This is a genomic window from Cryocola sp. 340MFSha3.1, assembly GCF_000383315.1.
GTDB lineage: Bacteria > Actinomycetota > Actinomycetes > Actinomycetales > Microbacteriaceae > Leifsonia.
On the sequence record NZ_KB911087.1, the window covers coordinates 1,387,250 to 1,407,814 of the forward strand.

21 protein-coding genes are annotated in these 20,565 nt (G+C 70.0%); 8 read left to right on the forward strand and 13 right to left on the reverse strand.

Translation table 11 applies throughout. From position 1 onward, the window contains the following. Nucleotides 1-75: 75 nt before the first annotated feature. From H284_RS0106560 to H284_RS0106580, 5 genes are all read left to right on the forward strand, one after another. Nucleotides 76-1,359 (forward strand): ABC transporter substrate-binding protein, encoded by a 1,284-nt coding sequence (locus H284_RS0106560; protein WP_018189810.1) that lies wholly within the window; start codon nt 76-78, stop codon nt 1,357-1,359. An 83-nt stretch (nt 1,360-1,442) separates the two neighbouring features. Beyond that, entirely contained in the window at nt 1,443-2,486 is a 1,044-nt protein-coding gene (locus H284_RS0106565; protein WP_020075606.1) for a carbohydrate ABC transporter permease, read from the forward strand. Then, nucleotides 2,483-3,397 carry a carbohydrate ABC transporter permease gene (locus H284_RS0106570; RefSeq protein WP_018189808.1) on the forward strand — a complete coding sequence of 305 codons (915 nt, stop codon included), beginning with the start codon at nt 2,483-2,485 and terminating at the stop codon, nt 3,395-3,397. The genes H284_RS0106565 and H284_RS0106570 overlap by 4 nt, the downstream gene beginning before the upstream one ends. A 4-nt stretch (nt 3,398-3,401) precedes the next feature. Then, the gene (locus H284_RS0106575; protein WP_018189807.1) at nt 3,402-3,641 is read left to right on the forward strand and encodes a hypothetical protein; all 240 of its coding nucleotides are present in this window, start codon (nt 3,402-3,404) and stop codon (nt 3,639-3,641) included. A gap of 13 nt (nt 3,642-3,654) precedes the next feature. Continuing rightward, nucleotides 3,655-4,662, forward strand: a complete 1,008-nt coding sequence (locus H284_RS0106580; protein ID WP_020075607.1) for a LacI family DNA-binding transcriptional regulator — start codon at nt 3,655-3,657, stop codon at nt 4,660-4,662. A gap of 195 nt (nt 4,663-4,857) precedes the next feature. Here H284_RS0106580 and H284_RS0106585 read toward each other — a convergent pair whose 3' ends face one another. From H284_RS0106585 to H284_RS0106600, 4 genes are all read right to left on the reverse strand, one after another. Continuing rightward, complete coding sequence (locus H284_RS0106585) at nt 4,858-6,096, reverse strand: MFS transporter (RefSeq protein WP_018189805.1); 1,239 nt, start codon at nt 6,094-6,096, stop codon at nt 4,858-4,860. Between the two features lie 65 nt (nt 6,097-6,161). Beyond that, nucleotides 6,162-6,626, reverse strand: coding sequence for a MarR family winged helix-turn-helix transcriptional regulator (locus H284_RS0106590; RefSeq protein ID WP_018189804.1), 465 nt, complete (start codon nt 6,624-6,626; stop codon nt 6,162-6,164). Between the two features lie 32 nt (nt 6,627-6,658). Next, entirely contained in the window at nt 6,659-7,315 is a 657-nt protein-coding gene (locus tag H284_RS0106595) for a class I SAM-dependent methyltransferase (protein ID WP_502685485.1), read from the reverse strand. Next, entirely contained in the window at nt 7,312-8,106 is a 795-nt protein-coding gene (locus tag H284_RS0106600) for an SDR family oxidoreductase (protein WP_020075609.1), read from the reverse strand. Before H284_RS0106600 ends, H284_RS0106595 begins: the two co-directional genes overlap by 4 nt. Nucleotides 8,107-8,185: 79 nt before the next feature. On the opposite strand from H284_RS0106600, the gene H284_RS0106605 reads away from it, so the two are divergent. After that, nucleotides 8,186-9,061 carry a sigma-70 family RNA polymerase sigma factor gene (locus H284_RS0106605; protein ID WP_020075610.1) on the forward strand — a complete coding sequence of 292 codons (876 nt, stop codon included), beginning with the start codon at nt 8,186-8,188 and terminating at the stop codon, nt 9,059-9,061. 436 nt (nt 9,062-9,497) lie between these two features. On the opposite strand, the gene rplL is transcribed toward H284_RS0106605, so the two are convergent. The 8 genes from rplL to H284_RS0106645 all read right to left on the reverse strand — a co-directional run bounded on the left by rplL (nt 9,498) and on the right by H284_RS0106645 (nt 17,241). Beyond that, nucleotides 9,498-9,887 (reverse strand): 50S ribosomal protein L7/L12, encoded by a 390-nt coding sequence (gene rplL / locus H284_RS0106610; RefSeq protein WP_018189800.1) that lies wholly within the window; start codon nt 9,885-9,887, stop codon nt 9,498-9,500. A gap of 53 nt (nt 9,888-9,940) precedes the next feature. Then, nucleotides 9,941-10,456 carry a 50S ribosomal protein L10 gene (gene rplJ / locus H284_RS0106615; RefSeq protein ID WP_018189799.1) on the reverse strand — a complete coding sequence of 172 codons (516 nt, stop codon included), beginning with the start codon at nt 10,454-10,456 and terminating at the stop codon, nt 9,941-9,943. Nucleotides 10,457-10,714: 258 nt separating this feature from the next. Then, entirely contained in the window at nt 10,715-12,283 is a 1,569-nt protein-coding gene (locus H284_RS0106620) for a sensor histidine kinase (protein ID WP_020075611.1), read from the reverse strand. Next, nucleotides 12,280-13,050, reverse strand: coding sequence for a response regulator transcription factor (locus tag H284_RS0106625; protein ID WP_269209383.1), 771 nt, complete (start codon nt 13,048-13,050; stop codon nt 12,280-12,282). The genes H284_RS0106620 and H284_RS0106625 overlap by 4 nt, the downstream gene beginning before the upstream one ends. A 60-nt stretch (nt 13,051-13,110) precedes the next feature. Then, a complete protein-coding gene (locus tag H284_RS0106630) occupies nt 13,111-14,355 on the reverse strand; it encodes a CynX/NimT family MFS transporter (protein ID WP_231371100.1) in 1,245 nt (414 codons plus the stop codon). Beyond that, entirely contained in the window at nt 14,352-15,074 is a 723-nt protein-coding gene (locus tag H284_RS0106635; protein ID WP_020075613.1) for a FadR/GntR family transcriptional regulator, read from the reverse strand. The genes H284_RS0106630 and H284_RS0106635 overlap by 4 nt, the downstream gene beginning before the upstream one ends. 56 nt (nt 15,075-15,130) lie before the next feature. Beyond that, entirely contained in the window at nt 15,131-16,027 is an 897-nt protein-coding gene (locus H284_RS0106640) for an RNA polymerase sigma-70 factor (protein WP_020075614.1), read from the reverse strand. After that, nucleotides 16,024-17,241 carry an NAD(P)/FAD-dependent oxidoreductase gene (locus tag H284_RS0106645; RefSeq protein ID WP_020075615.1) on the reverse strand — a complete coding sequence of 406 codons (1,218 nt, stop codon included), beginning with the start codon at nt 17,239-17,241 and terminating at the stop codon, nt 16,024-16,026. Before H284_RS0106645 ends, H284_RS0106640 begins: the two co-directional genes overlap by 4 nt. A gap of 172 nt (nt 17,242-17,413) precedes the next feature. Here H284_RS0106645 and H284_RS0106650 point away from each other — a divergent pair, with 172 nt between their 5' ends. Further along, nucleotides 17,414-18,940: an ABC transporter permease gene (locus H284_RS0106650; protein WP_020075616.1), complete on the forward strand. Its 1,527-nt coding sequence runs from the start codon at nt 17,414-17,416 to the stop codon at nt 18,938-18,940. A 31-nt stretch (nt 18,941-18,971) separates the two neighbouring features. Then, entirely contained in the window at nt 18,972-19,643 is a 672-nt protein-coding gene (locus tag H284_RS0106655; protein WP_018189792.1) for an ABC transporter ATP-binding protein, read from the forward strand. Between the two features lie 6 nt (nt 19,644-19,649). Here the strand turns inward: H284_RS0106655 and H284_RS0106660 are convergent, their stop codons facing one another. Further along, nucleotides 19,650-20,534, reverse strand: a complete 885-nt coding sequence (locus tag H284_RS0106660) for an alpha/beta hydrolase (RefSeq protein WP_020075617.1) — start codon at nt 20,532-20,534, stop codon at nt 19,650-19,652. Nucleotides 20,535-20,565: the final 31 nt, after the last annotated feature.

The following is a 20,565-nucleotide window of genomic DNA, read 5'->3' on the forward strand; positions in this document are numbered from 1 at the left end:
CACGCGAGAGCGTGGGGGTACGGTGATCGGCGGGCGCACACCTGTGCCCGCACCAAGAGCTCAACGAGGAGTGAAATGAAAGCAGCACGTCTCTCCGTGATCGCCGGGGTGGCCCTCGCAGGCCTCGCGCTGGCAGGATGCACCGGTGGCGGCGGTTCGGGAAGCGGTGGCGGCGACGCCAACTCGAATCTCGACAGCAAGGGTCCCATCACCTACGTGCAGGGCAAGGACAACTCCAATGTGGTCCGCCCGCTGATCGAGAAGTGGAACAAGGCCCACCCGGACGAGAAGGTCACCTTCAAGGAGCAGACCGACCAGGCGGACCAGCAGCACGACGACCTCGTGCAGCACTTCCAGGCCAAGGACACCAACTACGACGTCGTCGACGTGGACGTGGTGTGGACGGGTGAGTTCGCCGCGAAGGGCTGGCTCCAGCCGCTGACCGGCAAGTTCAAGATGGACAACTCGGCCCTCCTGGAGCCGACGGTGAAGTCGGGAACGTACAACGGCACCCAGTACGCGGCGCCGCAGACCTCTGACGGCGGCATCCTGTACTACCGCAAGGACCTGGTCCCGGAGCCCCCGAAGACGTGGGACGACATGCTCAAGGACTGTGACATCGCCAAGGCGAAGGGCATCGGCTGCTACGCCGGTCAGTTCGCCCAGTACGAGGGCCTCACGGTGAACGTCGCCGAGGCGATCAACACCAACGGCGGCACGATCGTCGGTGAGGACGGCAAGAAGGTCACCGTCGACAGCGACGAGGCGAAGGCGGGCCTGACCCGACTGGTGGACGGCTTCAAGAACGGGCAGATCCCGGCCGAGGCCATCACCTACCAGGAGGAGCAGGGCCGGCAGGCGTTCGAGGCCGGCAAGCTGATGTTCCTGCGCAACTGGCCGTACGTGTACAACCTGGCCAAGACCGACGGCTCCTCGACGGTGAAGGACACCTTCGGCATCGCGCCGCTCCCGGGCATCAGCGCGGACAAGCCGGGCGTCTCCAGCCTCGGTGGCCACAACGCCGCGATCAGCGTGTACTCCAAGCACAAGGCGACCGCCTTCGAGTTCCTGAAGTTCCTCCAGAGCGAAGAGACGCAGAAGTTCTTCGTGACCCAGGGCTCTCTGGCACCGGTCGTGTCCTCGCTGTACGACGACGCGGCGCTGAACAGCCAGCTGCCGTACCTGTCGACGCTGAAGACCTCGATCGAGAACGCGGTCCCGCGTCCGGTGTCTCCGTTCTACCCGGCCATCACCAAGGCCGTGCAGGACAACGCGTACGCCGCCCTCAAGGGCGACAAGACGGTCGACGAAGCCCTGAAGGACATGGCATCGGCGATCAACACCGCCAGCGCCGGCTGATCCCGGCCTGAAACGGTTGCCGGGCGGCGGGACCTCTCCCGCCGCCCGGCCCCTCTCCTTCCGACAAGCATCCGGAGGCACACATGTCAACGTCGAACGTCGTCGCCCCCTCATCCACCAGTACCGGTAAGAACGGCAGGCCGCCGATCCGCGCCGGCGCGAAGCGGCAGCGTGCCCAGCAGAGTCGCTGGGCCTTCTACCTGATCATCCCCACCCTGGTCCTGCTCGCGGTCGTGATCGGCTACCCGGTCGTCTCGGCGATCGTGATGTCCTTCCAGAAGGACGCGGGTCTCGACCCGGCGACCGGCCTGTTCGTGCAGGGCGGGTTCGCCGGTTTCCAGAACTACGCCCACTGGCTGCTCCAGCAGTGTCAGGGCCCCAATGGCACCACGATCTCCTGCCCGCCCGGCAACCTCGGCTCCAGCTTCTGGAGCGCCGTGTTCGTCACCTTCTTCTTCACGGTGACGACCGTCATCCTCGAGACCGGCCTGGGGCTCTGGTTCGCGCTGATCATGAACCGCGCGTTCCGCGGCCGCGGCCTCGTCCGCGCGGCGATCCTGATCCCGTGGGCGATCCCCACCGCGGTCACCGCGAAGCTGTGGTTCTTCATCTTCTCGGTCGCCGGTGTCGCCAACGCGGTCCTCGGCGCCCACATCCTGTGGACGTCGGATGAGTGGGCGTCCCGGTTCGCGGTCATCATCGCCGACACCTGGAAGACCACGCCGTTCATGGCGCTGCTGATCCTGGCCGGTCTGCAGATCATCCCGGAGGAGGTCTACGAGGCCGCGAAGGTCGACGGCGCGACCACCTGGCAGCGCTTCTGGCGCGTGACCATGCCGCTGCTGAAGCCGGCGCTCATGGTCGCGATCCTGTTCCGTGTGCTCGACGCCCTCCGCATCTACGACCTGCCGCAGATCCTCACCGGCGGTGGAGGTGGTACGGGCCATGCCACGACCACGTTGTCCATCCTCGTGGTCGATCAGATCAGGCAGGGCTTCAACAGTGCGGCCGCCCTGTCCACCATCACGTTCATCATCATCTTCCTGATCGCCTTCATCTTCGTCCGGCTCCTCGGGACGAACGTCGTGCGAACACAGGAGGACCAGCAGAAGGGGGCGAAGCGATGACCGCCGTCGCCGGCCAGGCAGCAGCGACCGCCGAGGCGGGAGCTCTCCCTCGTACCCAGACCAAGAACCGTGGCAGGCAGCGCCGCCGTAACGCCGGTCTCCGCACCGGCATCCAGGCGATCGTGATCGTGCTGTGGTGCTTGCTGCCCTTCTACTGGATGGTCGTGACCTCGTTCCGGGATGTCGGCTTCACCAACGACAACACCCCGTGGATCACGCACTTCACCTGGGACAACTACGTCACCGCCCTCTCGACCAACCTGGGCAACCACCTCGGCCAGGCGCTGCTGAACTCGCTGTTCATCGGCATCTGCGTCACGGTGATCTCCCTGGTCGTCGGCATCTTCGCCTCGTACGCCCTCGCCCGCCTGGACTTCAAGTTCAAGGGCATCGTGCTGGGGATCATCCTCGCCGCCTCGATGTTCCCGGGCGTCGCGCTGATCACCCCGCTGTTCCAGCTGTTCACCAACATCGGCTGGATGGGCACCTACCAGGCGCTGATCATCCCGGAGATCTCCTTCGCCCTCCCCCTGACCGTCTACACGCTCAACTCGTTCTTCCGCGAGATGCCGTGGGACCTGGAGGAGGCCGCGCGGATCGACGGGTGCACCCAGGCGCAGGCATTCAGGAAGATCATCCTCCCGCTGGCGGCTCCCGCCGTGTTCACGACGGCGATCCTGGCGTTCATCTCGTCGTGGAACGAGTTCCTGATCTCCAGCCAGCTGTCGAGCGACGCGACGCAGCCGGTCACCGTGGCCATCGCCTCCTTCACCGGCAGCCAGCCGCACCAGGAGCCGTACACCGCGGTCATGGCAGCCGGTACGATCGTGACCGTGCCGCTGATCATCCTGGTGCTGATCTTCCAGCGGCGCATCGTGGCCGGACTCACGGCCGGTGGCGTGAAGGGCTGATCGTATGCGCTGGAGCGACTCCCGCGAGGTCGTCGACGTCGGCCTCGGCTTCGTCGGGTTCTTCGCGGTGGCGTTCCTCGGGATCACCGTCTTCTGCGAACTGACCGGCGAACCGGCCCTCGGCTGGGCGCTCACCCTCCTCGTACTCGTCCTCGCCTTCATCGGCCTTCTGCAGCTGCGCCGCCGCATCATCGCGCGGCGGCAGGAGGCCGAGGAGGCGCGGCTCGAGCACCAGGACTCCTGAACGGAGCCGGGCGATGGCAGGGATCGAGGAGGTCGCGCGCGCGACCGGGGTCTCCACGGCCACTGTCTCCCGGGCGTTGCGCGGTCTGCCGAACGTCTCGGACAAGACGCGCGCGGCGGTCCGCCGAGCGGCGGACGAGCTCGGCTACGTCGCGTCGTCGAGCGCGTCGGGCCTCGCCAGCGGCCGCACCCTGGCCATGGGGGTCGTCGTCCCGTCGGTGAGCCGGTGGTTCTACACCCAGGTGCTGGAGGGGGTGGATGCGGAGCTGCGGTCGGCGAGCTACGACATGATCCTCTTCAACCTCGGGGGGCACCGCGGCGACCGGGAGCGCGTCTTCCACCGCAGCATCCTGCGCAAGCGCACCGACGCCCTGCTCGCGCTGTGCCTCGACTTCACGACGGAGGAGCGGGAGCAGCTGGCGACGCTCGGACATCCGACGATCGTCGTCGGTGGACCGGTCAAGGGTCTCCGCAGCGTGGGCATCGACGAGACCTCGACCGCCTACACCGCGACCTCCCACCTCATCTCGCTCGGTCACACCGCGATCGCGCACCTGGGCGGCGAGGACGAGGAAGGCCTCAACAGCCAGGTGCCGATCGGGCGCCTGCACGGGTTCAAGGATGCGATGCGGGACGCGGGTCTCCCGGTGCGTCCCGAGTGGGTCATACCCGGCGGGTTCTCGTTGCCCGAGAGCCGCGCGGCGATGAACCGGCTGCTGGATGCGCCCGGCCCCCGGCCGACCGCGGTGTTCGCCGGATCGGACGAGATGGCGTTCGGTGCCATCCTCGCGGCGGGCGATCACGGCCTGCGGGTGCCGGACGACCTGTCGGTGATCGGCATCGACGACCACGACTACGCTGCCGGATTCGGGCTCACGACGATGGCGCAGGACCCGTTCGAGCAGGGGGCGACCGCCGCGCGCATCCTGCTGGACGAGCTCGCCGGCGCCGAACCGCGCACCGGATCGGTGGGGTCGCCGGTCAGCCTGGTGGTCCGCTCGTCCACCGCACCGCCGCGCTGATGTCCCGTTGCGCGCCCGCTGTCTGAAAGAATGGTGAGGCGGCCATCCGGCTGAGCGCGCCTTTCGGGTAGGCACGGTCAGCTGACGGGGTCGCCCGTCGGGCTATCGGGGCCCACATGACGGGAAGAGCCGCCCTGACTAGGACAGGGCGGCTCTTCGAATTCGGTGGGAACGTTTCCGCACCGGCGGTTCTCGTCAGTCGGCGTCGGCGAGCGACAGCACCTCGGCCTCCTGCTGCGGAGTCTCTGCGGGTGCATCCACCCGCTTCAGGTGCTTGTGGCCGATCATGATCAGCGCCGCCGCGATCAGCACCGAGATGGCTCCGGCGTAGAACGGCATGGCCGGGCCGACAATGTCGGCGAGGAGCGTCGCGGCCGGCGGGGCGACGGCGCCGCCGAGGAAGCGGACGCCCGAGTAGGCGCTCGACGCCACGGATCGCGGCAGATCGGTCGCCTCCATGACGCACTCGGTGAGCACGGTGTTCAGGATGCCCAGCAGCAGTCCGCCGACGATCACGCAGACGATGAGCGCGACCAGCGAGCCGACGAAGAGCCCGGCGGCCAGAAGGTCGAGCGCGAGCAGGGGCATGACGAGCCAGAGCACACGCGTGCGCGGGAGGCGGGCTGTGAGGAGCGGCGCGACCCACACCGAGGTGACGGCGAGGGCGACGCCCCAGCCGAAGAAGATCAGGCCGAGCGTGATGGCGTCCTCGACCCCGAGCGGCACGAGCGCGAACGGCGTGTAGGCGAGCAGCACGAAGAAGCCGATGTTGTAGAACAGGGCGGCGCCGGCGAGGAAGCCGAGCGCGGGCCGGCCGAGGGCGCGGAACGGCGCGGACAGCTTCGTGGGCTGCGGCTTCTCCGGGTTCTTCTTGAGGAGGGCGACGATCGCGATGAAGCCGATCGCCATCAGGGTCGCGGTGCCGAAGAACGGCCCGCGCCAGCTCCAGCTGCCGAGCAGGCCGCCGAGCAGCGGTCCGATCGCGATGCCGAGTCCCAGGGCGGCCTCGTAGAGGATGATCGCCGCCGACGTCCCGCCCGACGCCGCTCCGACGATGGTCGCGAGCGCGGTGGAGATGAACAGCGCGTTGCCGAGCCCCCAGCCGGCGCGGAACCCGATGATCGACTCGACGTTCTGCGACAGGCCGGCGGCGAGCGCGAACACGACGATCAGGGCGAGTCCGATGAGCAGCGTCCTCTTCGCCCCGATGCGGCTCGAGATCCAGCTGGTGAAGAACATGGCGGCACCGGTGATGAGCAGATAGCTGGTGAACAGCATCTCCGTCTCGGTCGGCGTCGCCTCCAGGCTCTTCGCGATCGCGGGCAGGATCGGGTCGACGAGACCGATGCCCATGAAGGCGATGACGGAGGCGAAGGCGACGGCCCAGACGGCGGTCGGCTGCTTCAGGATGCTGGTGGGGCGTTCGTGGGACATGAAGGGGAGACGGCTCCTTGCCGGTCGGTGGTGCGGAGAGAGGGGATGTGGCGACGGGATGCGACTCAGCCGCGGCCGGCCAGGGCGGCCGAGGCGGCCGTGGAGAGGTCGACGCGTGATCCGATGATCTCGACGGTGGCGCGCATGGCGGCGAGTTCGTCGTCGCTGAGGTCGGCGAACATCGGGACGAGCGCGGCGGACAGTTCATCACGCCACGTCTGGAGCGCGTCGGCGCCCTTCCCCGTGATCGCGATCTGCCAGGCGCGCGCGTCGGAGGTGTCGGCGATGCGCTTGACCCACTCGGCGTCGACCAGGTTGCGGACGATCTTGGTCATCGTGGGCTGGGACACCCGGCTGTGCTCGGCGAGCTCGCCGAGACGCATCGGGCCGACCGTCTGCAGCACGCTGAGGGTGCGCCAGGTGGCGGGCGACTCGGTGCTGCCGGTCACCCGGGCCGCGAGCCGGGTGAGACGGTGGGCGGCGACCACGAGGTCGCCGAGGATCTGGTGGAGTTCGGGGGTCTCGGGCATGAGACCAATTATATATAGCTTGCCTATGTTTATCAAACGTCGCGGCGCGCGAGCACGTAGCCCTGGGGCGACTTCTCCGGCGGCACCGCCTGCCGGATGAGCTCAGCGGTCACCGTGAACCCGGCCTCGACGAGCCGCCCTTCGACCCGGTCGGGATGCTGTCGCCGGGTGTGGAGGTCGAGGTCGTGCCCGTAGGCGTGCGTGAGGTGCACGACGTCCTCCCCCACCTGGAAGGCGAGCAGGAGGATCCCGCCCGGCCGGACGACACGGGCGAACTCCGCGTAGAGCTCCCCCTGGCGCTCCTCCGGCGTGTGGATGACGGAGTACCACGCGAGCGCTCCGGCGAGCGCGCCGTCCGCGAACGGAAGGGCCGCCATCGTCCCGACTTCGAACCGAACAGCAGGATGCTCGCGCCGGGCCACCTCGATCATGCCAGGCGACAGGTCGACGCCGACGACCTCCAGTCCGAGTCCCGCCAGGTACCCGGCGATGCGGCCGGGACCGCATCCCAGATCCCCCACCGGGCCGCCCCCGCCGCGCGCCACCTGCTCCGCGAAGACGCCGAGCATGGCGCGGTCGAACTCGCTTCCCGCGAGGTGGTCGCGGAGCAGGTCGGCGTAGTCCTGGGCGACGGTGTCGTAGGCGAGACGGGTGGCGGTCACATCGGCGGGCTCGGTCACGCGACTCATCGTAGGGCGGAGGACCGACCCGGCACGTTCTCAGACGCCGCGAGCTCGCGGACGAACTCCGCCCAGGTGCGCGTGCCCCGGGCCGCCGCCGGGCCGGCGAGATTCTCTCCCGCTCGATAGGCGCGGCCGACCGCTCCCGGCAGCGGGAGCGCGATCGTGGGCCGGCGACGCCCGGTGTAGGTGCGCACCAGGTCGGGGATGTCCAGCACCTCCGGCCCCGCCAGGTCGGGCACCCGCCCTGCGGGATCCGACAGCGCTAGCGACGCGAGTCGTTCTGCGACCTCCTCCCGGTGCACGGGCTCGAACCGCAGCCCTCGCGGCGCCGGGGTCAACGGCAGACGCGCCATCCCCCGGACCAGCGGCAGCACGAACTCGTGGAGCTGCGACACCGCCAGGATGCTCCAGGGCACCCCCGACGCGGCGATCGCTTTCTCGGCCGCGGCCTTCGCGCGGAAGTAGCCGATCGGCATCCGCCCGGCCCCGACCACGGAGATGAGGATCAGATGGCCGACTCCCGCACTCCGTGCCGCCTCAGCGACGTTGGCGGCCGCCCGGTCGTCCCCGGTCGCGCCGCCGGCGAGGTGGAGCACCGTCCCCGCTCCGGCGAACGCATCCTCCAGCCCGTCGCCCGCGACGGTGTCGCCGCCGATATGGGTGATGCCGGGGTCCGTCCCAGCCTGCTGCGGGTGACGGCTGAGCACCCGCACCTCACGCCCTCCGGCGCGCAGCAGCGGGACCACGCTGCGCCCGATCCTGCCGGTACCTCCTGTCACCACGATGGTGTCGTTCATGGCCGTCCTCCTGTCTCGTGTCACATGTGCCGTCTCCGGCTCGTCGATAGGGTGACGATCGAGAGACGGAGAACGTGACATGACGGATGCACGACCCCTCGCCGAGCACTTCGAGGCGGCACGACCGCGGCTCACCGCCATCGCCGGACGGCTGCTGTCGTCGCACGCCGACGCGGAGGACGCCGTGCAGGAGACCTGGCTGCGGTTGAGCCGCACCGACCCCGCCGGCATCGACAACATCGACGCCTGGCTGACCACGGTCGTGTCCCGGGTCTGCCTCGACCAGCTGCGGTCGCCGCGCCGCACGCGGGAACGATCGTGGGAGGTCACCCCGTGGATGGACGAGCCGGTCTCGGCCCTCGGCGACCCCGCCGCGGAGGCCGAGCGGGGAGACCGCATCGCCACCGCGCTCCTCGTCGTGCTCGATGCGTTGAGCCCCGCCGAGCGCATCGCGTTCGTCCTCCACGACGTCTTCGGCCGGCCGTTCGAGGAGGTGGCGGAGGCGCTCGACCGCTCTCCGCAGGCCGCTCGTCAGCTGGCCTCGCGCGCTCGACGCCGCCTCCACGGGTCTCCGGACGCGGCACAGCCGGATCGGCGCCGGGCGCGACCGCTCGTCGACGCGTGGCTGGCGGCGGCGCAGCAGGGAGACGTGCGCCGCCTGCTGAGCCTCCTCGACGACGGCGCGGTGCTCGATGCCGACTACGGGACGAGTGAGCAGCATCTGGTCGGAGCCGAGGAGATCGCGGCACAGGCCGTCCTCTCCGCCCGGCTCGCCGCCCACTCGACGCCGGTGCTGCTGGGCGGCCGTCCGGGCGTCGCGGCGGTGCTGTCGGGTCGCGTCGTCTCCGTCATGGCGTTCGAGATCGAGGACGACCACATCGTCCGGCTCGACGTGCTCGCCGATCCCGCTCGCCTCGCGGACCTCGGCGTCGCCCGGGTGCTGGGCCTTGCGTGACGGCGAAGCGCCCCCGGCCGGGTGGCCGGGGGCGCTTCGTAGTGGGTGTTACCGCAGGTACCTGTCGTAGAGGAGGGTCCTGCGGCACAGATCCGGTGGGTGGCAACCGCTGTCGCGGTCCTCACCGTGGAGCATCGCGTGACCGAAATCACGCAGTCGCGAGGCGTAGGCACGCCAAGAACTGGTATTCATCGTGGTTCTTCTTCCGGTTGTGCGTCCTTGCACACCGATGCCCGCTGGCGGGCGCGATCGGACGCGTGGGATGGGTGAGCATCCGCGCCCGTGCGTCACTTAACGCACGGAGGGCGTCGCCCCGTTACGGGGGCGACGCCCTCCGCAACGCGGACACTCTCTAGTGGAGGAGTCCGCGTCGCGCCTGTGTCTACGACACAGCGGCAGTCAGCCGTCGGTAAGAAGAGCCCCGATGGGGCCCTGATTACTTCAGGGTGACGGTGGCGCCAGCCTCTTCGAGCTGGGCCTTCGCCTTGTCTGCGGTCTCCTTGTTGGCACCCTCGAGCACGGTGCTCGGAGCGCCGTCAACGAGGGCCTTCGCCTCACCGAGGCCGAGGCTGGTGAGGGCGCGCACCTCCTTGATGACCTGGATCTTCTTGTCACCGGCGGCCTCGAGGACGACGTCGAAGGAGTCCTTCTCCTCGACCTCTTCGGCAGCGGCGCCCGCACCACCGGCGGCCGGAGCGGCCACGGCGACGGGGGCGGCGGCGGTGACCTCGAAGGTCTCCTCGAACTTCTTCACGAACTCGCTGAGCTCAATGAGCGTGAGCTCCTTGAACGCGTCGAGCAGCTCCTCAGTCGAAAGCTTTGCCATTGTTCTCTCCTTAGTGTGTGTGGTTACTCACCGCTGGCCTGGTCCGTGAGGACTCAGGCAGCGGACTCCTGCTTCTCACGCAGCGCGTCGACCGTGCGAACGGCCTGCGACAGCGGTGCGTTGAACAGATATGCGGCTCCGAACAGCGAGGCCTTGAAGGCGCCGGCCAGCTTGGCCAGCAGAACCTCACGGGACTCGAGGTCGGCGAGCTTGCCTACCTCTTCTGCGGTCAGCGGGTTACCGTCGAAGTAACCGCCCTTGACCACAAGCAGAGGGTTTGCCTTGGCGAAGTCACGCAGCGACTTCGCGACGGCGACAGGGTCACCGTGCACGAAGGCGATCGCGGACGGCCCAGCGAGCTCCTCGTCGAACGACGAGATGCCCGTGTTGTTGGCCGCGATCTTGGTCAGCGTGTTCTTCACCACGGCGTAGGTCGCGTGCTCACTGATCGACGTGCGCAGCTGCTTGAGCTGAGCGACAGTGAGACCGCGGTACTCGGTCAGCAGAACGGCGGTCGAGCTCTCGAACAGGTTCGTGAGCTCGGCGACCGTGGCTTCCTTGTTCGCCATGGCCTACTCCTCAATCTTCTTCGTCGCACACCGCGGAAGCGGTGTGCCCGCCAAAGTCGCTGGACGACACCGTCACCGGACAAAGAAAAAAGCTCCGGCGCAGAGGCACGGAGCTGGCGACGCAGAAAATGCGGAACTTGCTTCATACACCTGCGCGGGCCCCCACCTGAGTGGATCTTCGGTCATGCGAGCACGACAACCAGCGGTCTTTGGCTTCGTACAGGGTACGGGATGCGCACCCCGGTCTGCAAATCGGGTTCAGACGGCGGCGGGTACGAGCGGCAGCGACACCGTGAACACGGTCCGGCCCGGCTCGCTCGTGACCGTCACGTCTCCCTCATGCGCCTGCACGACCGCCTGGACGATGGCGAGGCCCAGCCCGGTGGATCCGGTGGCGCGGTTGCGGGAGCTGTCGCCTCGAGCGAAGCGCTCGAACAGCGTCGCCTGCATGTCCTCCGGGATGCCCGGTCCGTCGTCCGCGACCGTGATGACGGCGAGGTGCGCGTCCTCATCCACGCTCAGGCCGGCCGTCACCTTGGTGCCCTCCGGCGTGTGCACGCGCGCGTTCGCGAGCAGGTTCATGAGCACCTGGTGCAGTCTCGGGGCGTCGCCGACGACCTCGACGGGCTCGTCGGGCAGGTCGAGCGCCCACTCGTGGTCGGGTCCGGCCGCGTGGGCGTCGCTCAGCGCATCCACCAGCAGCAGGGAGAGGTCCACGGGATCGCGGTCGAGCTCGCGGCCCTCGTCGAGCCGGGCGAGCAGCAGCAGGTCCTCCACGAGGGAGGTCATCCGGGTCGCCTCCGACTCGATGCGACCGAGCGAGTGCGTGACGTCCGGCGGGAGTTCGTGCGGGGCTCGCCGGGTCAGTTCGGCGTAGCCGCGGATGGAGGCGAGCGGTGTGCGCAGCTCGTGGCTGGCGTCGGCGACGAACTGGCGCACCTTCTGCTCGCTCGCCTGGCGTGCGGTCAGGGCGGAGGCGACGTGGCCGAGCATCCGGTTGAGGGCGGAGCCGACCTTTCCGACCTCGGTGTGCTGGTCGGTGTCGGCCTCCGGAACCCGGACGGAGAGCGCGACGTCTCCTCGATCGAGCGGCAGGGACGAGACCTGTTCCGCGGTGTCCGCGACCCGCTCCAGCGGACGCATCGCCAGCCGGACGACGACGCTCGCGAGAAGGAACGCGAACACCAGCCCGGCGAGGGTGACCAGCACGATGACGAGCGTGAGCCGGGCGACGGTCGCATTCACGTCGCTGAGCGGGAGGCCGATGATGACGCTGTCGCCGTTGGTCAGCTCGACCGCGGCGACGCGGTACTCCCCCAGGGACGCGCCGAGGTCGATGGTCCGCGGGTGCCCGTCCGACGGCAGGCTGAGCAGGGCGGTGGTGGAGATGAGCACCCGCTTCGGCGCCACCGGTTGATCTGGGGTGCTGCCGGCCGGCCTCTCGGAGAGGATGACCGGGTACAGCAGCATGTCGCCGCTGCGGATGACGCCGAACGTGCCGGTCTGCTGACCCGGCGTCTGGACGATGCCGATGACGTCCGGTCCTGTCGGCTGATCGCCGTAGATGCGATCGGCGGCGCGCTGGCCGCGGTCGAGCGCCGAGGTGAGCTGCCCGTCCAGCCGCTGCATCAGGTAGTTCTGCAGCGCGAACACGCTGACGGTCCCGATCACCGCGCCGAGCACCGCCAGCATCGCCACCACGACGAGCACGACACGGCTCCGGAGGGTCCACGAGCGGAACGGGCGGATGCGCCAGGACCGGCCGCCTGCGCGACCGGTTCCGCCTGGCCCGGTGACCGGGGCGCCCGCGTCGCGGGCGGAGGTCATTGCGCGGCCTTCACCATGTAACCGGCGCCGCGGACGGTGTGGATCATCGGGGCGCGGCCGGCGTCGATCTTCTTGCGCAGGTAGGAGATGTAGAGCTCGACCACACTGGACGATCCGCCGAAGTCGTAGCTCCAGACCCGGTCGAGGATCTGGGCCTTGCTGAGCACGCGGCGCGGGTTGCGCATCAGGAAGCGCAGCAGTTCGAACTCGGTGGCGGTCAGCTGGATGGGCTCGCCGTCGCGGTGGACCTCGTAGCTGTCCTCGTCGAGGACGAGGTCGCCCACGATCAGTACGGGGTCGTCGTGGTCGGCGACCGCCGCGCGCGACCGGCGCAGCAGGCCGCGCAGGCGCGCGACGAGCTCCTCCAGGCTGAACGGCTTGGTCACGTAGTCGTCGCCGCCGGCGGTGAGGCCGGCGATGCGGTCGTCGAGGGAGTCCTTCGCGGTGAGGAAGAGCACGGGCGCCTCATTGCCGTCTGCGCGCATCCGCGACAGCACCTGGAGGCCGTCGATGTCGGGGAGCATGATGTCGAGCACCACGACATCCGGCTTGAACTCGCGCGACAGCTGCAGCGCCTGCTGACCGTTCGACGCCGTCTTGACCTCCCAGTCCTCGTAGTGGAGGGCCATCGCGAGGAGGTCCGTCAGCGTCGCCTCATCGTCGACGACGAGCACGCGGATGGCGCTGCCGTCCGCGCGGCGCAGGAGGGTACGGGGCTGGCTGGAGGGGCCGGAGGCGGCGCGCGCGTTGATGGTCACCTTTCTCATTATGAGGAGGGTGATGGATGCCGTCTTTGCACAACCTATGAACTCTCTGAGCGCTCAGGCTCACTCCAGGATGCGGTTCCGTCCGGCCAGCAGACCGAACACCAGAAGCACGACCTGCACACCGATGACCACCAGGAGAGGACCCGTCCACGACCCGGTCGCGTCGTGCAGCGCGCCGACGCCGATCGGGCCGGCGGCGGCGACAAGGTAGCCGACGGACTGCGCCATGCCGGACAGTGCGGCCGCCTGCGCGTGGTGGCGGGTGCGCAGGCCGAAGAACGAGAGCGCCAGCACGATCGTGACACCGCCCGCCACCCCGGCGATGCTGTCCCAGATGGCCGAGAGCGCCGGAGCGAACAGCACACCGAGCATCGCGATCACCGTGAAGGCGGGTGCCGCGGCGGCCAGCAGCCGCTGGTCCCGGAACCGCGGGATGAGGAAGGAGCACGTGACGCTGCCGACGATGCCGCAGCCATTGAGGAGGAGCTGGTGCCACCCGGCCGCCTCCGGGCTGATCCCCGCCGACCTCTCGATCGAGGGCAGCCAGGTGATGAAGATGTAAAAGCCCACCGACTGCAGCCCCATGAACGCGGTCACCTGCCACGCGAGGGCCGACCGCCACGGCGAGCGTCCGCCGCTGCGATGGCCCTCTCCACCGAGGGTCAGGTCTTCCTGCCCGTCGGGCACGACGGTTCTGCGGCGCAGCTGCGGTGCGAGGACGGCGATCGCGATGACCGCCAGCACCGCCCACATCCCGAGCGGGAGCCTCCAGCCGACCGCCGTCAGCCCGGCGACCGGGACGGCGACACCGGCCGCGATTGCGGCGAAGACGGCCTGCACGACCGAATATGTGCCGGTGATCTGCCCGATGCGCGTGGGGAAGTCGCGTTTCACCAAGGCGGGCAGCACCACGTTGAGGACGGCGATCGCGACGCCGATGAGGGCCGTGCCGGCCCAGAGCGAGCCGAGGCCGGGGAGGGAGCGGAGCACGAGGCCGCCGGCGAGGAGGAGGAGCGCGAGCGCCAGGGACCGTTCGAGCCCGAGCGCGCGCGCAACACGCGGCGCGAACGGCGACACGACGGCGAACGCGACGAGCGGGAGGCTGACCAGCACGGACGCTGCGACGGAGGTGAGGCCGAGCGCACTGGTGATGTCGGTGAGGACTGGGCCGACGGTGGTGAGCCCCGCCCGCAGGTTTCCGGCGACGAGCAGCAGACCGGTGAGGACGAGCGCGGGACTCAGGGTCCGGACGATGCGAGCGCCCCCGCTCCCGCCGCCGCGCAGCGCCGTCCTTTCCGACATCATCGGCCCGTGCCCGTCGCGTCGTATCCGGGCAGGTGGATGCCCTGTCTCTCGTTGATCAGGCGGACCGCCGCCTCCGCCGCCGCGGCTGCGGCCACCGGATCGCCCGCGGCGACCGCCTCGACGATGGGCGCGTGCGCTTCGTCGATGTCGGTGGGTCGCGCCTCGCCGTCGGCGGACACGGCGGCCTCGTCGCGAAGGGCGTGCAGAGCCCGTTCGTTGCCGCCGACGCCGCGGTACAGCTCGGCCAGCAGGGAATTGCCGGTGGCGTCGAGGAGGGCCTGGTGGAAGGCGATGTCCGCGTCGTCGTATCCGGGGAGGCCGATCAGCGCGGTCCGTTCGGCGAGGGCCTCGTTCAGCCGCGCGAGCTGCTCGGGCGTGCGCCGGAGGGCCGCGAGCCGGGCGGCCTCCCTCTCGAGGAGGGCACGCACCTCTGCGACATCGACGTCCCTCTCCTGGTCGAGGCGTCGCGCCAGGGTCGGAGCCACGTCGTTCGTGGCGCGCACGAAGGTGCCGTATCCCGCCCGCGCGCCCAGCATCCCCGCGTGGACCAGCGACCGGAGGGCTTCGCGGATGCTGTTGCGGCTGACGCCGAGTTCTTCGGCCAGTTCCGTCTCCGGCGGCAGGAGCGCGCCGACGGGGAACTCCCCCACGGAGATCCGCCGACGCAGCTGATCGGTGACCTGTTCGGCGAGCGTGGGATGGGGGGCGATGCGTGGCATTCCTCCACGCTAGGACAGGCTCCCCTAAATGTCCAACATTTGGCTATTTGGATCGATCAGCGCAGCGACAGGGTCAGCTCCTCCCCCAGCCACGACAGTTTCTGCGGGTTGCGGACGATGTACAGCCCCGTGATCCTGCCGTCCTGCACGCGGGCAGCCAGCACCCCGTCGAACTCGCCCGCCACATGCAGCGCCAGTGCCGGGTTGCCGTTGACGACGGCCGGTTCGATGGCGAAATCGACGGCGGTCTTCCGGATGCCGCCGGAGATGAAACGCGCCACCTTGTCGGCGCCGAGGATCGGCCGGAGTGCGGCCTGCTTCACTCCGCCGCCGTCGCTGATGAGGACGACGTCGGGGGCGAGCACGTTCAGCATCGCCTGCACGTCCCCGGTCTCCACCGCGACACGGAACGCGTCCAGCGCGGCCCGCGCCTCATCGGCGGTGACACTGACCCGCGGGCGCCGCGCCTCCACGTGCTGCCGGGCGCGGTGGGCGATCTGACGCACGGTCGCCGGCGTCTTCTCCACCGCCGCTGCGATCTCGTCGAACTCGAAGCCGAAGATCTCACGCAGCACGAACACCGCGCGCTCGGTCGGCCCGAGAGTCTCCAGGACCACCATCAGGGCCATGGAGATGCTCTCCGCGAGCTCGGCGTCGTCCGCGACATCGGGCGAGGTCAGCAGGGGCTCGGGCAGCCAGGGTCCGACGTACGCCTCGCGACGATGCTGCGCGCTGCGGAGGCGGTTGAGCGCCAGCCGGGTCGCGATCCGCACCAGGTAGGCGCGGGGCTCCCGCACCTCCGCCTGGTCGACGGTGCTCCAGCGCAGCCAGGTCTCCTGCAGCACGTCCTCGGCGTCCGCCGCCGAGCCGAGCATCTCGTACGCCACCGTGAAGAGGAGGTTGCGGTGCGCCACGAAGAGCGACGTCGCCGCATCCGTCCGGTGCGAGCTCATGCGCCCTCCCATCCCGGGGTCGCGCCCGCGACTTCAGGGGCCGACCCGTTCACTGCGAGCATACGGCGGCGCTCGCGGTCGCCGAAGGCCGCAGGCAGTCGAGTGACGCCGGGATGCCGCGCCTCGAGGGTCAGCTGCTGTACCGTGCCCCGGCAGACCAGCTCCTTCACCGCTGCTCCCGCACGGCCGCCGATGTGCGCCCGCGTCGCCGTGTCGTTCCTGTGCTCGAACTGGAAAATCCCGTGACGGCGGCCCAGGCTGATGCAGAGACCGACGAATCCCATCACCAACGGCTCCGGGTCGCGGCCGTCGATCCGGCGGAGGACGGTGTCGGCGGCGTGACCGCCGAGCGGCCCGGCGGCCTGGCAACTCATCCGGAGCGGGTGCCCGGACGGCGCGGCCGAGTCGCCCGCCGCGACGATGCGGTCGTCGTCGACGCTCGTCAGGGTCTCGTCGGTCAGGAGCCGGCCGGCGGCATCCACGGTTAGTCCGCTGCGGCGCGCGAGGTCGGCTGCGACGAACCCGGCCGCCCAGATGGTGAGCGCGCTGGGGCGCGTGCTCCCGTCGGCCAGCACCACCGCATCCTGCTCGACCGCCATCACCCGTGAGCCGGGGCCGTCCTCGACCGTGACGCCGAGCGCGGCGAGCCGCCGGGCGATGGAGCGGCGTCCGCGGGGATGCAGCGACGGGCCGAGGGGTCCACCGCAGTAGAGCGTGACGGAACGGCCCTGCTCGGCGAGCTCCGAGGCGACCTCGATGCCGAGCGGACCGCCGCCGACCACCGCGATCGGGTCCGTCGACCCGAGTGCAGCCAGCTCCTCCCGCAGCCGGTCCGCGTCGCCGAGCTGCGCGATCGGCAGGGCGTGCTCGGCAGAGCCAGGGACATCGGCCAGCGCGCGGACGCTGCCCGCTGCGTAGACCAGGTAGTCGTAGTCGAGATGGCCGCCGGACGACAGCTCCAGCCGTCGGGCGGGCGCGTCGATGCGCTCGACGGCGTCGACGACCAGGTGGACCGACGGCGCCAGCACCTTCCCGAACTCCACGATCGCGTCGTCCGTGCCCGCCGCCAGCTGGTGGAGACGGATGCGCTCGACGAAGACCGGCCGCGCGTTCACCAGGGTCACGGAGACGTCGTCCCGACCGCTGAGCCGGTTGGCCGCCGCGACTCCGGCATACCCGCCTCCGATCACCACGACCTGGGCCTGCTGCTGCATGGGATTCCTCCTTCTCGTTGCCTTCACCCGTACGACACGGCAGGGGCGCCGGATGTGACAATCCGCAGGAAACCGGGCACTCGGCAGATGCATAGCTTCGCCACAGCGACCCGAAAACGGCCGTTCCTAACCTCACGCCAGACGTTCATCCGACAGCACAGTTTGGGAGCCCATGTTCGGAACCTATCTGCGGCGCGAGTTGCTCAACCGCCGCAAGCAGACGATCATCATCGCCATCGGGATGGCCCTGGCGATCGCGCTGGTCATCATCGTGGACGCGGTCTCGGCGGGGGTGCGCCAGGCGCAGGAGAGCGTGCTGCAGTCGGTGTACGGGGTGGGCACAGACATCACGGTGAGCCAGCCCGCGACCGCGCAGAACGCGACCGGACTCCAGGGTGCGGGAGGCGGTCCGCGCTTCGACTTCGGCGCCAACGCCGGGACCGACACCGGCGGCGCACGGCAGGTCAACACCTCCCGTCTCGAACCGACCCGCGGCGCCACGGTCATGGACGCATCCACCCTCACCACGGTGAAGAAGGTGCAGAACGTCGAGTCGGCCGCCGCCGTGCTCTCGCTCACGAACACCAGCTTCAGCGGAACCCTGCCGAACTTCCAGCAGCTCCGCCAGGAGCGCGAGAACGGTCAGGCGGCACAGCCGACCGCGCCCCCGACGGGCGGCTCCGACGGCGCAGGCGGCAGCTCCTTCACCGTCGACTCGTTCTCGGTGCTCGGCCTCGATCCCGCCGGCAAGTCCGTCGGCCCGCTCGCCTCGGTCACCCTCACCGGCGGCCGGAGCTTCACGGCGGCCGACGCGGGCAAGGATGTGGTGGTGCTCGACGCGAGCTACGCCAAGACGGCGAGCAAAGCCGTCGGCGACACCATCACGATCGGCGGCACGGACTTCTCGGTCATCGGGATCGTCGCGGCGACCGGCTCCGACGCGACCACCGCGGCGAACGCGTACATCCCGCTGGATGTCGCCCAGACGCTCTCCGGGCAGAGCGGCAAGGTCTCGTCGGTGTACGTGAAGGCGGCCTCCTCCGGCGACATCGACCAGATCAAGACCGATCTGACGAAGGCCGTGTCCGGGGCGACGGTCAGCACGCAGGCCGACCTCGCCTCGACGGTCTCCGGCTCCCTCGGCAGCGCCGGCCAGCTCATCGCGAACCTCGGCACCTGGCTATCGGTGATCGTCCTCGCGGCCGCGTTCCTCATCGCCATCCTGTTCACCATCTCCGGCGTCACCCGGCGCACCCGCGAGTTCGGCACCCTCAAGGCGATCGGCTGGTCCAACCGGCGCATCGTCGGGCAGGTCGCCGGCGAGTCCGTGGTGCAGGGCGTCATCGGCGGCGTGATCGGCGTCGCGGTCGGCCTCCTCGGGGTGCTGGTCGTCAACCTGATCTCGCCGACGCTGACCGGCAGCATCAGCCACGGCACCACCAGTGCGGCCGCCGGGCGTTCCGGCGCGGCGACGGGTGCGACCGGCGAGGGCGCGGCCCGCGGCTTCGGCGGCGCCTTCGGAGCGGCCAGGGAGGCCGCGACGACCTCCGCGAACATCGCCCTGCACGCCCCGGTGACCCTGTGGATCATCGTCGGCGCGGTCGGGCTCGCCGTCCTCGGCGGTCTGATCGCCGGGGCCATCGGCGGATGGCGTGCCTCGCGACTCCGCCCGGCCGCGGCCCTCCGCTCGGTCGCCTGAACCCGGTCATCCCGCCCTCGAAGGAGCACACATGTACACCCTGACCGACGTCACCAAGACCTACAGCCAGTCCAAGCGCCAGGTCGTCGCCCTCAACGACGTGACCCTGGAGATCCCGGACGGCCAGCTGGTCGCCATCCAGGGGCCGACCGGAGGCGGCAAGTCGACCCTGCTGCAGATGCTCGGGGCGCTCGACCGGCCGACCTCCGGCTCGGTCGAACTGGGCGCCGACAGCCTCTCGAAGCAGCACGACGGACGGCTCACGAAGATCCGGGCGAAGGAGATCGGGTTCGTCTTCCAGGGGTTCAATCTCATCCCGACCCTCACGGCTCAGGAGAACGTCGAGACGGCTCTCGCCCCGCTCAAGGTCAGCGCCGCCGACCGCAAGCGCCGCGCGGCGGAAGCCCTGGCCTCGGTCGGGCTCGCCGACCGAGGCAACCACCTGCCGTCGGAGCTCTCCGGCGGCCAGCAGCAGCGCGTCGCGATCGCGCGGGCGCTGGTCAAGGATCCGGAGGTGCTGCTGGCGGACGAGCCGACGGGCAACCTGGACGAGGAGACACGGGACGAGATCATGGACCTGCTCGAGGGACTGTGGCGCGACCGCGGTCTCACCGTCGTGATCGTGACGCATGACACCGCGGTCGCGAAGCGCGCCCAGCGCCGCCTGCACATCAAGCACGGGCAGGTGCGCGAGGTCGACTGACCCGGTCTAGGAGCGGGCGCGCGCGGCGAGCGAGCGGATGAAGCCGGCCACGTCATCCGGCTTCTCCTCGGCCATGAAGTGGCCGGCGTCGATCGGCTCGTAGACCAGGTCGTCCGACCAGGCGCCCCAGATGGCGCGCGGGTCGAAGCCGAGCTGCGACCCCCAGTCCTGCGAGAGGACGCCGACCGGCATGGCCAGCCCACGGCCCGCGGCGCGATCGGCGCGATCCAGCTCCAGGTCGATCCCGGCGCTCGCCCGGTAGTCGGCGACGATCGACGGCACCGCCGCCACCGAGCTGTCGATGTAGTGCCTGCGCACGTCCGGCGTGAACGTGGTGCCGTCGGTGTCCCACGCGTCGAGGAACGAGGCGAAGAAGTCGTCGGCGACCGCGGAGATCATGCGCTCGGGCAGCCCCACCGGCTGGGCCATCAGGTAGAGGTGCCAGGCGATCTTGGCATCCACCCCGTGCAGCACGTCCCAGGTGTCGAGGGTGGGCAGCACGTCGAGGATGCCGAGGTACTGCACGCGCTCCGGGTGGTCGAGCGCGGCGCGGACGCCGACGAGCGCACCGCGGTCATGGCCGATGAGCCCGAACCGGTCGTGTCCGAGGGCGGACGCGACCGCCACGACGTCGTCGCCCATCGTGCGCTTGGAGTAGGTGTCCGGTCCGTCCTCCGCCGGCTTGCCGCTCTCGCCGTAGCCGCGGAGGTCGGGGACGATCACGGTGTGATCGTCGGCGAGCCGCCGCGCGACCTCGCGCCACATGTAGTGGGTCTGCGGGAAGCCGTGGAGCAGCACCACCGCCGGGCCGGACCCTCCGACCGCGACGTGCAGCGGGATGCCGCCGCTGCCGGGGATGGTCTGGTAGCTGAAGCCGTCGATCGTGGCCATGGTGGATGTGCCTCCTGGGTCGTGGGGGTGG